General features: G+C 70.7%; 17 protein-coding genes and 1 riboswitch. Of the genes, 12 read left to right on the top strand and 5 right to left on the bottom strand.

The window, feature by feature from the left end; all coding sequences use genetic code 11:
• Complete coding sequence (locus tag AC1RAD_RS14540; protein WP_369647217.1) at positions 1-1005, bottom strand: carbon-nitrogen hydrolase family protein; 1005 nt, start codon at positions 1003-1005, stop codon at positions 1-3.
• Positions 1006-1183: 178 nt separating this feature from the next.
• On the opposite strand from AC1RAD_RS14540, the gene AC1RAD_RS14535 reads away from it, so the two are divergent.
• Positions 1184-2149: an AraC-like ligand-binding domain-containing protein gene (locus AC1RAD_RS14535; RefSeq protein ID WP_492685544.1), complete on the top strand. Its 966-nt coding sequence runs from the start codon at positions 1184-1186 to the stop codon at positions 2147-2149.
• Between the two features lie 45 nt (positions 2150-2194).
• Here the strand turns inward: AC1RAD_RS14535 and AC1RAD_RS14530 are convergent, their stop codons facing one another.
• The 4 genes from AC1RAD_RS14530 to AC1RAD_RS14515 all read right to left on the bottom strand — a co-directional run bounded on the left by AC1RAD_RS14530 (position 2195) and on the right by AC1RAD_RS14515 (position 4373).
• Positions 2195-2620, bottom strand: coding sequence for a universal stress protein (locus tag AC1RAD_RS14530; RefSeq protein ID WP_062480532.1), 426 nt, complete (start codon positions 2618-2620; stop codon positions 2195-2197).
• Between the two features lie 73 nt (positions 2621-2693).
• Positions 2694-3521 carry a sulfite exporter TauE/SafE family protein gene (locus tag AC1RAD_RS14525; RefSeq protein WP_492735552.1) on the bottom strand — a complete coding sequence of 276 codons (828 nt, stop codon included), beginning with the start codon at positions 3519-3521 and terminating at the stop codon, positions 2694-2696.
• Positions 3522-3813: 292 nt separating this feature from the next.
• The gene (locus tag AC1RAD_RS14520; protein ID WP_062480529.1) at positions 3814-4149 is read right to left on the bottom strand and encodes a cell division protein ZapA; all 336 of its coding nucleotides are present in this window, start codon (positions 4147-4149) and stop codon (positions 3814-3816) included.
• A complete protein-coding gene (locus AC1RAD_RS14515; protein WP_056581479.1) occupies positions 4146-4373 on the bottom strand; it encodes a hypothetical protein in 228 nt (75 codons plus the stop codon). The genes AC1RAD_RS14520 and AC1RAD_RS14515 overlap by 4 nt, the downstream gene beginning before the upstream one ends.
• Before the next feature lie 131 nt (positions 4374-4504).
• A riboswitch (cobalamin riboswitch) is annotated at positions 4505-4745 on the top strand.
• Between the two features lie 72 nt (positions 4746-4817).
• Here AC1RAD_RS14515 and AC1RAD_RS14510 point away from each other — a divergent pair.
• The 11 genes from AC1RAD_RS14510 to cobN all read left to right on the top strand — a co-directional run bounded on the left by AC1RAD_RS14510 (position 4818) and on the right by cobN (position 17801).
• Positions 4818-6770, top strand: a complete 1953-nt coding sequence (locus AC1RAD_RS14510; protein ID WP_492735550.1) for a TonB-dependent receptor domain-containing protein — start codon at positions 4818-4820, stop codon at positions 6768-6770.
• Positions 6755-8152, top strand: a complete 1398-nt coding sequence (locus tag AC1RAD_RS14505) for a cobyrinic acid a,c-diamide synthase CobB (protein WP_492735548.1) — start codon at positions 6755-6757, stop codon at positions 8150-8152. The genes AC1RAD_RS14510 and AC1RAD_RS14505 overlap by 16 nt, the downstream gene beginning before the upstream one ends.
• A complete protein-coding gene (locus tag AC1RAD_RS14500) occupies positions 8139-8720 on the top strand; it encodes a bifunctional adenosylcobinamide kinase/adenosylcobinamide-phosphate guanylyltransferase (RefSeq protein WP_492735546.1) in 582 nt (193 codons plus the stop codon). The genes AC1RAD_RS14505 and AC1RAD_RS14500 overlap by 14 nt, the downstream gene beginning before the upstream one ends.
• A gap of 11 nt (positions 8721-8731) precedes the next feature.
• Positions 8732-9598, top strand: coding sequence for an ABC transporter substrate-binding protein (locus AC1RAD_RS14495; RefSeq protein ID WP_492736210.1), 867 nt, complete (start codon positions 8732-8734; stop codon positions 9596-9598).
• Positions 9599-9603: 5 nt separating this feature from the next.
• Entirely contained in the window at positions 9604-10614 is a 1011-nt protein-coding gene (locus tag AC1RAD_RS14490) for a FecCD family ABC transporter permease (protein ID WP_095747588.1), read from the top strand.
• Positions 10611-11393: an ABC transporter ATP-binding protein gene (locus AC1RAD_RS14485; RefSeq protein ID WP_492735544.1), complete on the top strand. Its 783-nt coding sequence runs from the start codon at positions 10611-10613 to the stop codon at positions 11391-11393. The genes AC1RAD_RS14490 and AC1RAD_RS14485 overlap by 4 nt, the downstream gene beginning before the upstream one ends.
• A gap of 319 nt (positions 11394-11712) precedes the next feature.
• Positions 11713-12282 carry a cob(I)yrinic acid a,c-diamide adenosyltransferase gene (cobO, locus tag AC1RAD_RS14480; RefSeq protein WP_095745107.1) on the top strand — a complete coding sequence of 190 codons (570 nt, stop codon included), beginning with the start codon at positions 11713-11715 and terminating at the stop codon, positions 12280-12282.
• Between the two features lie 5 nt (positions 12283-12287).
• The gene (bluB, locus tag AC1RAD_RS14475; protein ID WP_492735542.1) at positions 12288-12986 is read left to right on the top strand and encodes a 5,6-dimethylbenzimidazole synthase; all 699 of its coding nucleotides are present in this window, start codon (positions 12288-12290) and stop codon (positions 12984-12986) included.
• Entirely contained in the window at positions 12986-13459 is a 474-nt protein-coding gene (locus AC1RAD_RS14470; RefSeq protein ID WP_492735541.1) for a MotA/TolQ/ExbB proton channel family protein, read from the top strand. Before bluB ends, AC1RAD_RS14470 begins: the two co-directional genes overlap by 1 nt.
• On the top strand, positions 13456-13809 hold the full coding sequence (locus tag AC1RAD_RS14465) for a DUF2149 domain-containing protein (RefSeq protein ID WP_062479884.1): 354 nt from the start codon (positions 13456-13458) through the stop codon (positions 13807-13809). Before AC1RAD_RS14470 ends, AC1RAD_RS14465 begins: the two co-directional genes overlap by 4 nt.
• On the top strand, positions 13806-17801 hold the full coding sequence (cobN, locus tag AC1RAD_RS14460) for a cobaltochelatase subunit CobN (protein WP_492735539.1): 3996 nt from the start codon (positions 13806-13808) through the stop codon (positions 17799-17801). Before AC1RAD_RS14465 ends, cobN begins: the two co-directional genes overlap by 4 nt.
• Positions 17802-17805: the final 4 nt, after the last annotated feature.

The raw sequence follows: 17805 nt of genomic DNA, 5'->3' as shown, positions 1-17805 counted from the left end.
TCAGGCCACGACCGGCTCGGGCACGCTGCCCTCGGGCTCCGGCGTGAGCTGCACCACCACGGGCGTGCGCCGCGTCTTGTTCAGCAGCAGCTGCGTGACGTCGGGCCGCGAATAGTGACCGCTCGGGTCGGCCGCCGCCTTGGCGAGCGCGATCATGCCGAGGTCGATGTCGGCGACCACCAGGCCTTCGGCGTCTTCGGCCAGCGGCGTGCCCAGTGGCGAACCGTCCGGGCCGTAGATGCGCGCATGCCCGCCGCCGACGCCCAGCATCTGCCGCTTGCCGTCGTCGGTGCACATCAGCTCGCTCATGGCCTTCGACACCGTGGCGCAGGGCGCGATGACGAAGCACCCGCCCTCGACCGCATACACCTGGCTCGCGGCGTTGTTGACCTCATGGCCCAGCGCGTAGGCCGCGCCGCGGTAGAGCGAAAAGCTCGGCCATGCGCCGCAATGGATCTGCTCGTTCTGCGCGTACATCGCGTACTTGCTCAGTGGCTGCAGGTGCTCCCAGCAGCACAGCGAGCCGATGTTGCCCAGCGGCGTCTGGACCACGTGCAGGTCGGCGCCGTCGCCTTCGCCGAACACGGTGCGTTCCACGTGCGTGGGCTTGAGCTTGCGGCGCGTCTGCACGGTACGACCCTGGTCGTCGATCAGCGCCTGCGCGATGTACAGGCTGCCCGCCGCTTTCTCGCTGTAGCCGAGCGAGAGCCAGATCTTGTGCTGGCGTGCCGCCGCCTGCAGGCGTTCGAACTCGGGCGAGCCGATGACCAGCGAGTTGTCGTGGTAGCGCTGCACGAACTGCATGCCCCAGGCCGGCGAATCGAGCCAGACCCACCACGGGTAGCCCGGCACCCAGGTCTCGGGAAAGGCGATGAGCTGCACGCCCTGTTTCGCGGCCTGCGCCATGAGGTCGATGGTCTTGTCGATGGTGGCGTCGAGGTCGAGGAAAACAGGCGCGGCCTGCACGGCGGCGACGCGGAGCTGGGGGTGGACGGTGGTCGGCATGGGGTGTTCTCCAGGGGGCAATGAACGTAACGAATCCCCACTGTGCGCACCGGGTTTGCGCGGTGGCATGCGGGTTGCATGAAGCGTAAATTCGCGCCGCCGGAATGCCTTGACCCGGATTGGCGGCGTTCTTGTTCCAGCGTTGCATGTGCCTTGCGAAGGCCTTCCGAGGACCCCGATGACCCCCTTGCTCAGCACCGATGCCGTCCCGCGCGACCAGCGGCTCGCGTACTGGACCGACATGATCTGCAACGTCTACGTGCAGCTCGAATGCGACGCGGTGCGCACCGGCGACGGCGGCGATTTCGAGGGCAGCATCCGCCAGCACGCGCTGCCCGGCCTCGGCATGTCGGTCGTGACCTCGCGGGCGCAGAAGGTGATGCGCACGCCGGGCCACATCGCGGCGTCGAGCGACGACTGCTTTCTCGTGAGCATCCAGGCGCGCGGGCAGGGCGTGGTGCGCCAGGACGGGCGCGACGCCGTGCTCGGCGCCGGCGACTTCGCGCTGTACGACAGCACGCGGCCTTACCAGCTGCTGTTCGACCAGCCCTTCGAGCAGATCGTGCTCAAGCTGCCCGGCGAGCGGCTGCGCAGCGAGCTGCGCGACACCGAAGCGCTCACGGCCACCACCGTGTCAGGGCGCGAGGGCGCGGGGCACCTGCTGCTGGGCATGATCCGCACGCTGCGCGAGGACTTCGACGCGCTGCAGCCGGCCTCGGCGCTGGCGGTGGCCCATGGCGTGCAGAACATCCTCGTGGCCGGCCTGCAAACGCTGCCTGCGGCGCACGCACCGGCGCTCAGCAAGCTCACGGCGTACCACCTCGCGCGCGTGAAGCAACGCATCGACGAGCAGCTGGCCGATCCGACGCTGTCGGTGGGCACGCTGGCGGCGCAGCTGGGCATGTCGGTGAGCCACATCCACCGCGTGTTCAAGAGCGAGCCGCTGACGCCCTCGCAGTACATCTGGGAGCGCCGGCTCGACGCATGCAGCCGCGACCTGCTGGAGCCGCGCCTGGCGGGGCGGCCGGTGGGAGAGATCGCGTACGGGAGGGGGTTCAACGACGCGGCGCATTTCAGCCGCGCGTTTCGCGAGCGCTTCGGGTGTTCGCCGCGCGAATGGCGGCGGCAGCGCTCGCCGCAATGACCGCGGCCACGGCGCAGCGGCCGTCGCCGGGGCGGTCGGGTCTTCTTACTGGACCAGCAGCACCGAGATGTCGGTCTCGGCCACGACCTTGGTCGCGACCGAGCCCATCAGCGCGCGGCCCAGGATGCCGTGGCCGTGCGTGCCGAGCACGATCAGCTCGGCCTTCGATTCGGTGGCCGACTTGAGGATTTCCTCGGCCGCGTGGCCGTGGCGCGCGTCGGCGGTGAAGTTGGCCACGCCTTTCTCGGCGAACCAGGCCTTCACCGGGTCGAGCACCTTGGCGTTTTCCTCGGCGTAGTACTCGGTGACGATTTCCTTGCTCAGGTGGCGTGCCACGTGGCCGGAGATGCCGGTGCAGACATTGACCACCACCAGCTCATGGCCGTCCACGAACATGGCGCGGTTGGCGAGCAGATAGTTGAGGGCCTTTTGCGTGTAGGCGCTGCCGTCGACTGCAATGAGGATTTTCATGGCTTTCCTTCTACGACTGTGAACAAGTGCCGCATAGGATGGCACAGGAAAGCCACGGGGTGTTTGATATGCCTCAGCCCCGCAGGCCCTTCCAGAGCATGTAGGCGGCCAGCAGGTACAGGATGCTCGCGAACACGCGCTTGAGCTTCTTCACCGGCAGGCTGTGCGCGGCCCTGGCGCCCAGCGGCGCGGTGAACACGCTGCAGGCCGCGATCACCACGAGCGCGGGTAGCCAGATGTAGCCGAAGGCGCCGGCCGGCAGGCCCTGCACCGACTGGCCGCTGAGCACGTAGCCCAGCACGTTGGCCACCGCAATGGGAAAGCCCAGCGCCGCGCTGGTCGCCACCGCGTTGTGGATCGCCACGTTGCACCAGGTCATGAACGGCACGCTGATGAAGCCGCCGCCCGCGCCCACCAGGCCCGAGATGAAGCCGATGACGCCGCCCGCCGCGAGCTGGCCGCCGGTGCCGGGCATCTGGCGCGTGGGCTTGGGCTTCTTGTCGAGGAACATCTGCGTGGCCGAGAAGCCCACGAACAGCGCGAAGAAGATGGCCAGCGCCGTGCCCTTGAGCAGCGCGAACACGCCCAGGCTGCCCGCGAGGCTGCCGATCACGATGCCGGGGGCCAGGCGCTGCACGATGTCCCAGCGCACCGCGCCGCGCTTGTGGTGCGCGCGCACGCTGGACACCGACGTGAAGATGATCGTCGCCATCGAGGTCGCGATTGCCATCTTCACCGCCAAGTCGGCCGGCACGCCGCGCTGACCCATGATGATCGTGATGAACGGCACCATCAGCATGCCGCCGCCGATGCCCAGCAGGCCGGCGAGGAAACCGGTGCCCAGGCCGAGCGCGGCGAGTTCGGCGATCAGGAGCGGGTCGAGCAGGGCGGCGAGGTTCACGGGAGGATGGGGAAAGAACGAGCGGCTGAAAAAGCAACGGCCCCGTGCGGTGAAGCAGGGGGCCGTGGCGGGAAAAGGTGTCTGCAGATGGTGTGCCGGACCCGCATCCTGAACCAGGGTTCAGGTGGGCGAGGGCAGCAGGACTTCGGGTTCATCTGACGCGAGATGATCACGCCCGTCAAGCGATGTACCAAGCCCGGCTCCGGAGAGCATTGGAACAAGGAAATATTAAGCCCGACACGTCTGCAGACAAAACGGATTTTACGCCCCGGATGTGCCGGGCCGCGTGCCCTCAGAGCAAATGTCCATCGCCCGCCAGGGCCTGATCGAGTCTCTGAATGAGCTGGGCCGCCTTCGGGTCGGTGTCGGTGGCGGTTTCTTCCGTGCTGCTGGCCGCGACGGGGGCCGGTGCGGCGGCAGCAGCGGCCTGTTGGGCCGCGAGATCGAAAGCCAGGTTCAGCGAGGCGAGCACCGCGATGCGGTCGCGGGCCTTCACCTTGCCCGCGTCGCGGATCTTGCACATGGCCGCGTCCACGCGGTCGACGGCCTCGCGCAGTTGCGCTTCGCCGCCGTCGGGACAGCCGAGCAAATAGCTCTGGCCCATGATCTGTACTTCAATCTGCTTCATGCGTGATGGGAATCTTCGGAAGGGGGTTCGGCCGGCAGCCGTTCGAGCAGGGCATCGAGGCGGGTGCGGGCCGCGGCGAGCCGCGACTTCAGGCCGTCGCGTTCACGCGTGAGCGCATCGACCTGTTCCTGCAGCAGCGCGTTGGTGCGCTGCACCTCTTCGTGACGCACGAGCAGGCGTTCCACACGCTCGGCGATCTGGTCGATGGGGCTGGAGGCGGGCATGGTTGGCGATTGTAGTTTCCCGGGAATTCGGAACATCCGGCGCACCGCGCGGGCGCGCGCCGGACGTGGCCGAGATTCTGGGGCCTGCGCCGCCAGTGATCAAACCGGGTGTGGCGTGGCCGCCCCGTGGGCCTAAAATCCTGCCCGTTGGTGCTCGCGGCGTGGTTCGCACGGCGCAGTTCAACGGGAAGCAGGAGTGGACGCCCCCCGGGGCCGAAGCCGCCTGCGCTGCCCCCGCAACGGTCAAGCAGACGACGCCGCAACGCGTCACCCCTTTCCATCCAGCCACTGGGCGCCCTGAAACAGGTGCCTGGGAAGGCGGCAAAGGGTCGATCTGCCAGCCCGGATACCGGCCAACAAGGCGGCTGCCGCATCGGCAGCCATGACGCCCATGGCGCCGGCGGGGAAGCCGGCCAGGGCATAGAAGTTCGTTCGGTTCACCCCATGATTTCCTGTGTTTCCCTCTCCAGCGGCCGCGCCAGCGTGCGCCGCAACCGTCCCGCGTGCCTGCCGCTGACACTTGCCCTGGCTTCGGCCTTCGGCGGCCTGGCCCTGGTGCCGCTGGCCGCGCAGGCGCAAGCCGCCGCAGCAGCACCTGCCACGCTCGACGAGACCGTCGTCACCGCCAACCGCACGCCGCAGGCGCTGTCGGACCTGGTGGGCGATGTCTCCATCGTCGACCGCAAGACCATCGAGCGCAGCGGCGCGACCGGCGTGGCCGACGTGCTGGCGCGCCTGCCGGGCATGGAGATCTCGCGCAGCGGCGGCGTGGGCAACGCCACCAGCGTGTTCATCCGCGGCGCCGAATCGCGCTTCACCGCGGTCTACCTCGATGGCGTGCGCATCGATTCGCAATCGACCGGCGGCGCCGGTTGGGAAGGCATTCCGCTCGCGCAGATCGACCGCATCGAAGTGCTGCGCGGCCCGGCCGCCGCCGTGTACGGCTCGGACGCCGTGGGCGGCGTGATCCAGCTCTTCACCAAGCGCGGCGAGGAGGGCGTGTCGCCCTACGCCGGCATCGGCTTCGGCAGCCACGGCCTGCGCCGGATCGAAGGCGGCGTGAGCGGCAAGTCGGGCCTGCTCGACTACTCGTTCGGCGTGGCGCACGAGGAAAGCAAGGGCTTCAACATCCAGCCGATCGCCAAGCGCACGCCCTCGAAGGACGGCTTCACCAACCCCGACCGCGACGGCTACCGCAGCACCTCGGGCAACCTGAAGCTGGGTTTCCAGATCACGCCCGACCAGCGCATCGACGCCACCTTGCTCACCAGCAACACCGAAACGGCCTACGACCCGTCGGTGAGCTTTCGCACCAAGCCGCCGATCACCTTCCGCAACGACGTGTCGACCAACGAACTGCGCACCGCCGGCCTGACCTGGTCGGCCAAGTGGAACGACATCTACAGCACCCGCCTGCAGGTGACCGATTCGCAGACCGTCTACAAGACCCAGCCCTCGTTCTATCGCACCGAAACCCGCCTGCGCGGCTACCTGTTCCAGAACGAATTCCGTTTCGGCGCGCACCTGGTGACCGCCACGCTCGAGCGCCGCGAAGACGCGCTCGAGAACGCGCCGACCACCTCGGCCAAGCTGTTCTCGCGCGACCGCTCGCAGAACGCCGCCGCACTGGGCTACGGCTACGTGCAGGGCCCGCATTCGCTGCAGCTGCATGTGCGCCATGACGACGACAGCGAGTTCGGCGGCAAGACCACCGGCAGCGCCGCCTACGGCTACGCGATTACGCCGAGCCTGCGCGCCACCGTGTCGGCCGGCACCGCGTTCCGCGCGCCCACGCTGTACCAGCGCTTCAGCGAATACGGCCTGGCGAGCCTGCAGCCCGAGTCGAGCCGCAACGTCGAGCTGGGCCTGCAGTACACGGCCGGCGCCACGCAGGCTGGCATCGTGCTGTACCGCAACCGCGTGCAGAACCTGATCGTGTTCGACGGCAGCGCCAAGGGCTGCCAGTCGTCGTTCGGCTGCTACGCCAGCACGGCGCGCGCGCGCTACCAGGGCGTGACGCTCACGGGCGGCCACCGCATCGGCGACGTCACGCTGCGCGCCTCGCTCGACTACCAGGACCCGCGCGACCTCGCCACCGACCACCTGCTGGCACGCCGCGCGCGGGCCCACGGCACGCTGGGCGCCGACTGGCGCATCGCCGGCTGGACGCTGGGCGCCGAGCTCCAGAGCTCGGGCAAGCGTTATGACGACGCGGCCAACACCGTCAAACTCGGCGGCTACACGCTGCTGAACCTGTCGGCCAGCAAGCAGATCATGCGCGACCTGAACCTCGTGGCGCGCGTGGACAATGTGGGCGACAAGGACTACCAGTTCGCACGGCTCTACGCCACCGGGGGCCGCACCGCGTACGTCGGACTCAAGTGGACTCCGCAGTAAACACCCGTCGCTCCTCGCCCGGCACAGCCGTCACCTGCGCCGCGGTGCTCGTGGCCGCGCCGGCCTCGGGGCAGGGCAAGACCACGGTCGCGGCCGCGCTCGCGCGGCTGCACGTGCGCCAGGGCCGCCGCGTGCGGGCCTTCAAGTGCGGTCCCGACTTCCTCGATCCGCACTGGCTCGCGCTGGCCACCGGCGCGCCGGTGCATTCGCTCGACCTGTGGATGACCGGCGAGGCCGACTGCCGCGCGCGCCTGCATGCCGCCGCGAGCGAGGCCGACCTGGTGATCGTCGAAGGCGTGATGGGCCTGTTCGACGGCACGCCCAGCGCGGCCGAGCTGGCCGAGCGCCTGGGCCTGCCGGTGCTGGCCGTGATCGACGCCCAGGCCATGACCGGCACCTTCGGCGCGCTGGCCTACGGCCTGCAGAACTTCCGCCCGGGCCTGCCCTGGGCCGGCGTGCTGGCCAACCGCGTGGCCGGCGAGCGCCACGCCGACATGCTGAAGGACGCCTTGCGCGAGCCCGGCGACTGGCTCGGTGCCTTGCCGCGCAGCGCCGATTTCGCGCTGCCCGAACGCCACCTGGGGCTGGTCGGCGCCGCCGAACTCGGCGACGCGATGGTGCGGCTCGATGCCGCGGCCGACGTGCTCGCCGCCACGCCGCTGGGGCAGCGCGCACCCGGGCAGCTGCCGCAGGTGCGCTTCGAGCCCGCGCCGACGGCGCCCGTCGCGCCGCTGCTGGCCGGACGCACCATCGCCATCGCGCGCGACACGGCGTTCTCGTTCATCTACCCGGCCAACCTCGAGGTGCTCGAAGCCCTCGGTGCGCGGCTCGCGTTCTTCTCGCCGCTGGCCGACGAACCGCTGCCGCCCTGCGATGCGGCCTGGCTGCCCGGCGGCTACCCCGAACTGCATGCGGCCGTGCTCTCGGCCAGCGACCGGCTGCGGCTTTCGCTCGCCAACCACGTCACGGCCGGCAAGCCGATCTGGGCCGAGTGCGGCGGCATGATGGCGCTGTTCGACGAACTCGCCACGCGCGACGACGCCGAGCCGACCGACGTGCACCGCCTCTGGGGCGTGCTGCCGGGGCGGGCGGTGATGCAGAAGCGGCTGGCCGGCCTCGGCCCGCAGCAGCTCGACCTGGGCGCGCATGCTCTGCGCGGCCACACCTTCCACTACTCGCGCTGCGAGACGCCGCTCGCGCCCGCTGCGCGCACCGTCGGCACGCGCGGCGGCGAGGCGCTGTACGTGCACGGCCCCGTGCGCGCGAGCTACTTCCATGCGTGGTTCGCGTCCAGCCCGGAAGCGACCGCGCGGCTCTTCAGCGCCATGCCCCTCGAACTCGACAGCCACGCCGCACAGGCGCCCCCCGATGCCCCTCACTGAGCACGAATTCATCCTCGGCGGCCAGAAAAGCGGCAAGTCGCGCCGCGCCGAACAGCGCGCGGCCGACTGGCTGGCCCAGGCGCCCGCATCGCGCCGCGCGGTGCTGATCGCCACCGCACAGGCCCACGACGAAGAGATGCGCGAGCGCATCGCGCGCCACCAGGCCGACCGCGCCGAGCGCGTGCCCGGTCTGCAGACCCTCGAGGAGCCGATCGAGCTGGGCCGCGCCATCGTCACGCAGAGCGCGCCCGACACGCTCGTGGTGGTCGACTGCCTCACGCTGTGGCTCACCAACCTGCTGATGCCGCTGCGCACCGAAGGCGCCGCCGTGGTCACACGCACGCCCTCGGCGCACGCCACGCTGCTGCTCATTGCGCTGCGCGAGGCGTGCGGGCCGGTGGTGCTGGTCGGCAACGAGATCGGCCTGGGCGTGATCCCGCTGGGCCGCGAGACCCGTGCCTTCGTCGACGTGCTCGGCCGGCTGAACCAGGACGTGGCGGCCGCCTGCCACCGCGCGACGCTGATGGTCGCCGGCCTGCCGCTGACGCTGAAGGCGCCCGGCGCATGAGCTTCGACTGCATGAAGACCTGGTTGCGCGCGTCGTTGCTCGGGCTCGCCCTGGTGGTGGGCGCGCAGGCGGCGCAGGCCGTCGATGTAGTGGATGAGCGGGGCGTCACCGTGCACCTGGCGCAGCCGCCGCAGCGCATCGTCTCGCTGCTGCCGTCGCTGACCGAAGGCGTCTGCGCGCTCGGCGCCTGCGACCGCCTGATCGGCGTCGACCGCTATTCCAACTCGCCCGCGCAGGTGCGCGCGCTGCCGCAGCTCGGCGGCGGGATCGATCCGAACGTCGAAGCCATCGTCGCGCTCAAGCCCGACGTGGTGCTGCTCGCCAGGTCGTCGCGCGTCACGCAGCGGCTCGAGGCACTGGGCCTGAAGGTGATCGTGCTCGAACCCAGGAGCCACGCCGATGTGCGTCGTGTACTGGGCGCGCTCGACCAGGTGCTCGGCACCCACGAGGCGCCCGCCGTGTGGCGCGCCATCGATGCGGCCGTGTCGGCCGCGGCGCAGTCGCTGCCCGCCAGCGCCAAGGGCCTGCGCGTGTACTTCGAGGTCAACACCGGCCCCTACGCGGCGGGCGATTCGTCCTTCATCGGCGAGACGCTCGCGCGGTTGGGCGTGAAGAACATCGTGCCGGCGTCGCTCGGCCCCTTTCCCAAGCTCAACCCCGAGTTCGTGGTGCGCGCGAACCCCGACCTCATCATGGTCAGCGTGCGCAGCGCGATGGGGCTGGAGCAGCGACCCGGCTGGGGCGGCATCCGCGCGGTGCGCGAAGGCCGCGTGTGCCGCTTCGACGCCGAGCAGACCGACGTGGTCGTGCGCCCCGGCCCGCGCATGGACGAGGCCGCGCGCCTGATGGCGCAGTGCCTGGCGGACAAGGGGCGGTGAGCGGCATGCATTCCGCGCACCTGCGTCGCGTGCTGCTGCTCGGTGCCGGCCTGCTGGTGCTGGGCGCGGCGTTGCTGCTCTTCGGCCTGGGCATCGGCAGCACCGGTTTCCAGAGCCTGCTGTCCGCGCGGCACGATCCGGTGGCGCTGCAGATCGTGTGGGACATCCGCCTGCCGCGCACCCTCGGCGCGTGGCTCGCGGGCGCGCTGCTCGGGCTCGCGGGCGCGGTGGCGCAGGGCCTGTTCCGCAACCCGCTGGCCGACCCGTATCTGCTGGGCAGCGCGTCGGGCGCGTCGCTCGCCGTGGCGCTGGCGCTGATGCTGTTCGGCGGCTCCGTCACCAGCACGCAATGGGTGATGCGCCTCGGGCTCACCGGCGCGGCCTTTGTCGGCGCGGTGGCCGCGGTGCTGCTCACGCTCACGCTGGCGCGCGGCGTGCAGCAGACCCTGCGGCTGCTGCTGGCGGGCGTGATCGTCGGCGTGGTGCTGGGCGCCGCCAAGGACCTCATCACCATCGCCTCGGCCGACATTCTTCAGGCGTTGCAGGGCTTCGTCCTCGGCAGCACCGGCCTGGTCGGCTGGGCCGCCTGCGCCGTGATGGCGGCGGTCGGCGCGGCCTGCCTGCTGCTGGCCTGGGCGCTCGCGCCGGTGCTCGACGGGCTCGCGCTGGGCGAGGCCACGGCGCGCAGCCTGGGCCTGCCGCTGGGCGCCATGCGCGCCGCGCTGGTGGCGGTGCTGGCGCTGGCGACCGGCGCCGCCGTCGCGCAGACCGGCCTCATTGCTTTCGTCGGCCTGGCCGCGCCGCACCTGGTGCGCTCGGTGGTCAAGACTACGCACGCGCGGCTGATCGTGCTGTCGGCGTTGATGGGCGGGCTGCTGCTGATGGCGGCCGACCTGCTGGCGCGCTGGCTGATTGCGCCGCAGGAGCTGCCAGTGGGCGTGCTCACGGCCGTGCTCGGCGGCAGCTACCTGCTGTGGCTGATGCACCGGCGCGGCGCGAAGGGAGGCGGCCTATGAGCCGCACGCCATCCGCCGCGCTCGAAGCGCACGGCCTCAGCGCCACGCTCGGGTCGGTCGAGGTGCTGCACGGCATCGACCTGTCGCTCGCGGCTGGCCGCTGGACCAGCATCGTCGGACCGAACGGCGCCGGCAAGTCGACGCTGTTGAAAGCGCTGGCAGGGTTGCTCGCACATCGCGGCGAAGTGCGGCTCTTCGGTGAGGCGCAAGCCGCCGTGCCGGCCCGCGTGCGCGCACGGCGCCTGTCGTGGCTGGGCCAGAGCGGCACGGGCGAGGGCAGTGCCGACGACTTGATGGTCTACGACGTCGCCATGCTGGGCCGTCTGCCGCACCAGCGCTGGCTCGCGGCACCCAGCGAAGCCGATCGCGATGCGGTGGAGCGCGCATTGCGCAGCACCCAGGCCTGGGACTGGCGCGACCGTCCGCTGGGGCAGCTGTCGGGCGGCGAGCGGCAGCGCGTGCTGCTGGCGCGTGCGCTGGCGGTCGAGGCCGAGTTGTTGCTGATGGACGAACCGCTGGCCAATCTCGATCCACCGCATCAGGCGGACTGGATGCAGACGGCACGCGAACTGGTCGCGCAAGGCCGCACCGTGGTCAGCGTGCTGCACGAACTGCCGATGGCACTGGCTGCGGATGAACTGGTGGTGATGAATCGGGGGCGGGTGACGCATCACGGTGCCTGTTCCGACCAGAAGACTCATGCAGCGCTGGAACAGGTGTTCGACCATCGGATTCGCGTGCATCGCGTGGCAGACCAATGGATTGCGCTGCCGCGATGACGTCTGCTGTCTTTCCCGATGCTGCTTCGGGGCGCGCTCCCGCCGACGGGGCACCTTGCTCCGCGAATGTCCCCCGGCCTGCGGCCTCCTCCTTGATTTCGCTGCGCAAGGCACCCCATCAGCGTGATCGTTGTTCGCAGCGGTCGTTGATCGGCCACGAACCGACAGCGTGCCCAGGTGCGCAGGACACTGGGTGCTTCCCGCAGCGAAATCACGGAGGAGGGCGAAGCCCGGGGGACATTCGCGGAGGGAAGTACCCGGTGGCCTGTGCACACGCCCTGAACAACGGACACAAGAACACCCAAGAACGGAACCCCTCATGCAAATAGAAACCCCTCCCAGCGAAAAGCCCTACGAAAAGCCCGAAGGCGAACGCCGCGGCATCGTCATCGTCAACACCGGCGACGGCAAGGGCAAGAGCACGGCAGCCTTCGGCCTGGCCCTGCGCGCACACGGCCGCGGCAAGGCCGTGAAGATCTACCAATTCATGAAGGTGCCGTCGGCGCGCTTCGGCGAGCACCGCATGTTCGAGCAGATCGGCATTCCCATCGAAGGCCTGGGCGATGGCTTCAGCTGGAAGAGCCAGGACCTCGAACGTTCGGGCCAGCTCGCGCGCGACGGTTGGGAAAAGGCCAAGGCCGCGATCCTGTCGGGCGACTTCTTCCTCGTGGTGCTCGACGAGATCACCTACCCGCTGATCTACGGCTGGCTGCCGCTCGAAGGCGTGCTCGAAACCCTGCGCGCGCGCCCGAAGCACGTGCACGTCGTGCTCACTGGCCGCCGCTGCCCGCCCGAAATCATCGAGCTGGCCGACACGGTCACCGAGATGCAGATGGTCAAGCACGCGTTCAAGGCCGGCATTCCGGCGCAGCGCGGCATCGAGGACTGACCCCGATGGTGGCGCATGCGTTCGCGGCCGACGAGGCGAAGGCGGTGTACCGCGCCATCCACGAGCGGCGCGACATGCGCCACTTTGCTGGCGGCGAGGTGGCGCCCGAGGTGCTGCGCCGCCTGCTCGACGCCGCGCACCACGCGCCCAGCGTCGGCTTCATGCAGCCGTGGCGCTTCATCCGCGTGCGCGGCGAAGGGCTGCGCCGGCAGTTGCACGAGGTGGTCGAGCGCGAACGCGTGCTCACCGCCCGCGCGCTCGGCCAGCGCGAAGACGAGTTCATGCGCCTCAAGGTGCAGGGCGTGCTCGACGCGGCCGAGCTGCTGGTGGTGACGCTGGCCGACGGCCGCGAGAAGCATGTGTTCGGGCGCCGCACCTTGCCGCAGATGGACCTGGCTTCGGCCTCCTGCGCTATCCAGAACCTTTGGCTCGCGGCGCGCGCCGAAGGGCTGGGCATGGGCTGGGTGTCGCTGTTCGAACCCGCCGAACTGGGCGTGCTGCTCGGCCTGCCCGAAGGCGCGGAGCCGATCGCCTTGCTGTGCCTGGGCCCGGTGCATGCGTTCTACGAAGAACCGATGCTGCAGCGTGAGCGCTGGGCCCGGCGCGCGCCGCTGGCCTCGTTGGTGTTCGACGAAAGCTGGGGCCGGCCGTCGGACCTGTTCGATCCTTCTTCCACTTCATCTTCTTGCGTGGAGCCCACCTGATGCTGGCCTTCGACACCGTTCTCTTCGAACTCGCGCGCCTGTTCCTTTGGCCCGTGACGCTCGGCGTGCTGCTGTCTTTCGTCTATGCGGTGTACTGCCTCGGCGCCTTCGGCATCGAGTGGTGGCAGCGCCGCGGCGATCCGTCGCGCGCGCTGGTGCTGCAGCGCCACGCGCAGGCCAGCCAGGAGCAGATGGAGCTGGTCGTGCTCAAGCAGCTCGAAGGCGTGCGCCTGTGCAGCCGCGTGGCGCCGATGCTGGGGCTGATCGCCACCATGATCCCCATGGGCCCGGCGCTCGTGGCCGTGGCCTCGGGCGAATCGCAGGGCGTGGCGCAGAGCCTGGCGCCCGCGTTCGCGGCCGTGATCGTGGCGCTGGCTTCGGCCTCGATCACCTTCGTGGTCTACACGGTGCGCCGCCGCTGGCTCATGCGCGAGCTGGTGATGCTGCTCGATGCGCGGGACCGGCTGTCATGAGCCGTCGGCAGTTCTCCATCCTGAGCAGCCTGGACAGCGACGACGACGACCCGGTGCTCTCGACCATCAACCTGATCGACGTCTTCATGGTCGTCATCGGCATGCTGATGATCGCGGTCATCAACAACCCGGTGAACCCGTTCTCGCAGGACAAGGTGACGGTCATCCGCCACGAGGGCCAGCCCGACATGGAGATCATCACGCGCGAAGGCCGGAAGGTCACGCGCTTCAAGGCCAGCGGCGCAACGGGGCAGGGCGACGGCGAAAAGGCCGGCACCGCCTGGCGCCTGAAGGACGGCACGATGATCTACGTGCCGGCGGACGCGGTGCCGGCGTCGGGCGGGAAGTGACGCGGCTTTTCGTCTTCTGGCTCGGGCTCCTGTGCCTGATGGCGCAGCCTGCGGTGGCGGCCGGGTCGCGTGTTGTGGTGTTGAGCACGGCGCTGGTGTCGCCTGCGCGCGTGGTGCGGCTGCAAGCGGCGGCGCGCGAGGCCGGCGTGCCGCTGCAGGTGGTGTCGGCTGCGCAGGACGCGCCCGAGGCACTGGCCGCCGCGCTCGATGGTGCGCGCCTGCTGGTCATCGATGCGCCGCACCTCAGCGTCGCCCAGTCGGCGGCGGCGCGCTTCGGCGATGTCATTGCGCGAACCTCCGTTCCCTATGTGCAGATCGGTGAATTTGCGCTCGTGGCAAAGGGGCAGAAACCGCCCGATGTGCCGCCGCTCGCGGCCGAGCGCGGCGTCGATGCGGCCTGGGCGCAGCACCTGCGTGCCTACTGGCGCTTTCCGGGCGAGGCGAACCTGAAGGCCTCGGTGCAGGCGATGGCACGCATCGGCGATGCCGCCGGGTTGCCCGACCCCGTGCCGTTGCCGCTCGCGGGCTTCTATCACCCCGACTGGCCGCGCGTCGAAAGCAGCATCGCGGCCGTCGAGGCACTGCCGGGCGGTCAAGGCACCGTCGCCATCGCCGTCAACAGCGCCACGCTCACCAGCGACGACACCGCCTGGCTCGACGGCCTGATCGGCGCGCTCGCGCAGCGCGGCCTGCGCGCCTACGCCTTCTACGGCCCGCGCCAGCAGAAGGACCTGTTCTTTCGCATGACGCACACCGGCGAAGGTGAGCGCGAACGCCGCGTGGCCGACCTCCTCGTCAACGCCGCGCTGGTGTTCAGCCCGAACGAACGCAAGGCCGAACTCGAACGCATCGGCGTGCCCGTGCTGCAGACGCTGCCATCGCTGGCCATGGATGCGGCGCAATGGGCGCGCAGCAAGGACGGCCTCGCGCAGACCGACATCGCGGCCTACTACAGCCCGAGCGAACTCGCAGGCATGACCGACCCGATGCTGGTCACCGCGCGCGACGCCGCCACCGGCAGCCTGCAGCCGCTGCCCGCGCAGCTCGACGCCGTGGCCGACAAGGCCGCCGCGCTGCTGCGCCTGCGGCGCACGCCCGCCGCCGAGCGCCGCGTGGCGATGCTGGTCTACAACTACCCGCCGGGCGAGGCGAACTTCGGCGCGTCGTTCCTCAACGTGCCGCGCAGCGTCGACCGGATGCTGTCCGCGATGCAGGCGGCCGGCTACCGCACCGAGGCACCGGGCGCGGACAAAGTCATCGCGCAGGTGCAGGCCACGATGAAGGCCTACTACCCGACTGCGCAGGGCGGCGACGCGCTGCAGCCGCTGCTCGACCAGGGCCTGGCCGACACGCTGCCACTGTCGCAGTACCTCGCCTGGTTTCGCGCGTTGCCCACCGACACGCAACGCCGCATCGAAGCCTACTGGGGCCCGCCCGAGGCCTCGACGATGCTGCGGCCCGTGGCCGGCGCACCGGCCTTCGTGGTGCCGCGCGTGCAGTTCGGCCAGGTGGTCGTGCTGCGCCAGCCGCCGCGCTTCGAGCCCGGCACGCAGGTGGCCGGCAAGGCGCAGCAGGTGTACCACCGCGCGGCGGTGCCGCTGAGCCACGGCTACCTCGCCACCTACCTCTGGCTGCGCAGCGGCTTCGGTGCCGACGCGCTGGTGCACGTGGGCACGCACGGCACGGTCGAATGGTCGGCGGGCAAGGAACGCGGGCTCTCGGTGCAGGACGATCCGCTGCTCGCGCTGGGCGACGTGCCCAACGTCTATCCGTACATCATGGACAACCTCGGCGAGGCGACCACCGCCAAGCGTCGCGGCCGCGCGACCATGGTGAGTCATTCGACACCCATGTTCACGCCCGCGGGCTTCCGCCCTGGCGTGCGGGACATGCACGAGCGCCTGCACGACTGGGAAACGCTGTCGCCCGGCGCGGTGAAGACCGCGCTGGAGCGGCGCCTCACCGCCGACTTCGTCGCGCTGCACTACGACCGCGACCTGCAATGGACACCCGCGCGCATCCGCGCCGATTTCGCCGGCTTCATCGCCGTGCTGCATCCGTACCTCGACGAACTCGCGCAGACCGCGCAGCCGCTGGGCCTGGCCACCTTCGGCGAGGCGCCCGATGTGCAGCGGCGGCGCCAGACGATCCTGCAGATCCTCGGCAAGCCCGTGGCGCAGGCGATGGGCGAAGACCTTGACGAGATGTTTCTCACCGACGCGCAGGGCATCGCAGCGTCGAAGCCTGCGCGCTGGCTGGAGGCCGTGCTGGCGGGCAACGACACGGCCGACGCTGAACCTCTGCGCACCCTGGCCGCACGGGCCCGCGCGCTCGACGCCGTGCTGGCCCACAACGAGGAAATCGAAGGCCTGCTCACCGCACTCGACGGCCGCTACCTGAAATCGCGCTACGGCGGCGACCCGGTGCGCGACCCCGACAGCCTGCCGACCGGGCGCAACCTCTACGGCTTCGACCCCAGCCGCGTGCCCACGCGCGCCGCCTGGGACACCGGCGTCGCCGCGATGGACGACTGGATCGCCGCGCACGCCCGCACCCACGGCGGCCGTGCGCCGCAGAAGATCGCCTTCACGCTCTGGGCCGGCGAGGCCTCGCGCCACCAGGGCGTGACCGAGAGCCAGGCCTTCCACGCACTCGGCGTGAAGCCGCGTTGGGACGAGGCCGGGCGCATGGTCGGCATCGAGATCGTGCCGGCCGCAGTGCTGAAGCGGCCGCGCATGGACGTGCTGATCAGCGTCACCGGCTCCTACCGCGACCAGTTCCCGCACGTGATGCGCTGGCTCGACGAGGCCGTGCAGCAGGTGGCCGCGCTCGACGAGCCCGGCAACGCCGTCGCGCAGCACAGCGAGGCGATGGCGCGCACGCTGCGCGCCGGGGGCGCGACGGCGGCCGAGGCGCGGCGCTGGTCGACCGCGCGCGTGTTCTCGAACGAGCAGGGCAGCTACGGCGCCGGGCTCGAGGAAGCGGTGCTCGCCACCGAGCTCTGGAAGGGCCAGCAGCGCGGCGGCGGCGACGCGCAGATGGCCGGGCTCTACATGGACCGCATGGGTCATGCCTACGGGCGCGGCCTCGACGGCGCCACGCGCCCGGGCGCCTTCGCGGGCAACCTCGCGCAGGTCGATGCGGCGCTCATGGCGCGCACCTCCAACCTCTACGGCGTGCTGACCAACGACGACCCGTTCCAGTACCTGGGCAGCATCGCGCTCGCCGTGCGCCATCTCACGGGCAAGGACCCGGCGCTGTACGTGCAGAACCTGCGCGACGGCGCGGCCGTGCGCACCGACACCGCCGCCGGCGCCATCGCACGCGAGATGCAGACGCGCTACCTGCACCCCCAGTGGATCGAAGCGCAGAAGGCCGAGGGCTACAGCGGCGCGCTGCAGGTGCTCAAGACCGCGCAGTTTCTCTGGGGCTGGCAGGCGACCGCGCCCGCGGCCGTGCGCGCGGACCATTGGCAGTCGCTGCACGAGGTCTATGTGCGCGACACCTACAAGCTCGGCACGCGGCAGTGGCTGGAGCGCGAGAACCGCGCCGCCTTCGCGCAGACGCTGGAACGCATGCTCGATGCCGTGCGGCTGAACTACTGGGCGCCCGATGCCGCGACGCGGCGCGAGCTGGCGCAGGCCTACACGGAGGCGGTGCGCGCTACGGGACTGCGCGAGCGGAACGAGGCGGTGCAGCGGTTTGCGCAGGCTGCGTTGGCGCCGTCGCCTGTCACGGCCCCTGCACCGGTCGTCGCCGCACCCGCCATCGCGCCCGTCGCAGCGACCCAGCCCGCACCCGAATCGCCCGCCGCAGCGGACCTCGCGCAACCGGTGGCCGGCCTGCAGCTGAAGCCCGTCGCCGACACCCCAACGCCCCCGCCGCCGTCCGCCGTGCTGCCGCGCCTGCTCGCCGCTTTCGGCGCTGCCTTGCTGCTGGCCGTCGGTGCGCTGGTGCAGTGGCGGCGCGGCCGGGCCGTGCCCGTCGCCTGATTCA

It is taken from the genome of Variovorax sp. GW823-FHT04B03 (assembly GCF_058796495.1).
The sequence above is the reverse complement of the archived record's forward strand: the minus strand, read 5'-3'. Positions and strand labels throughout refer to the sequence as shown.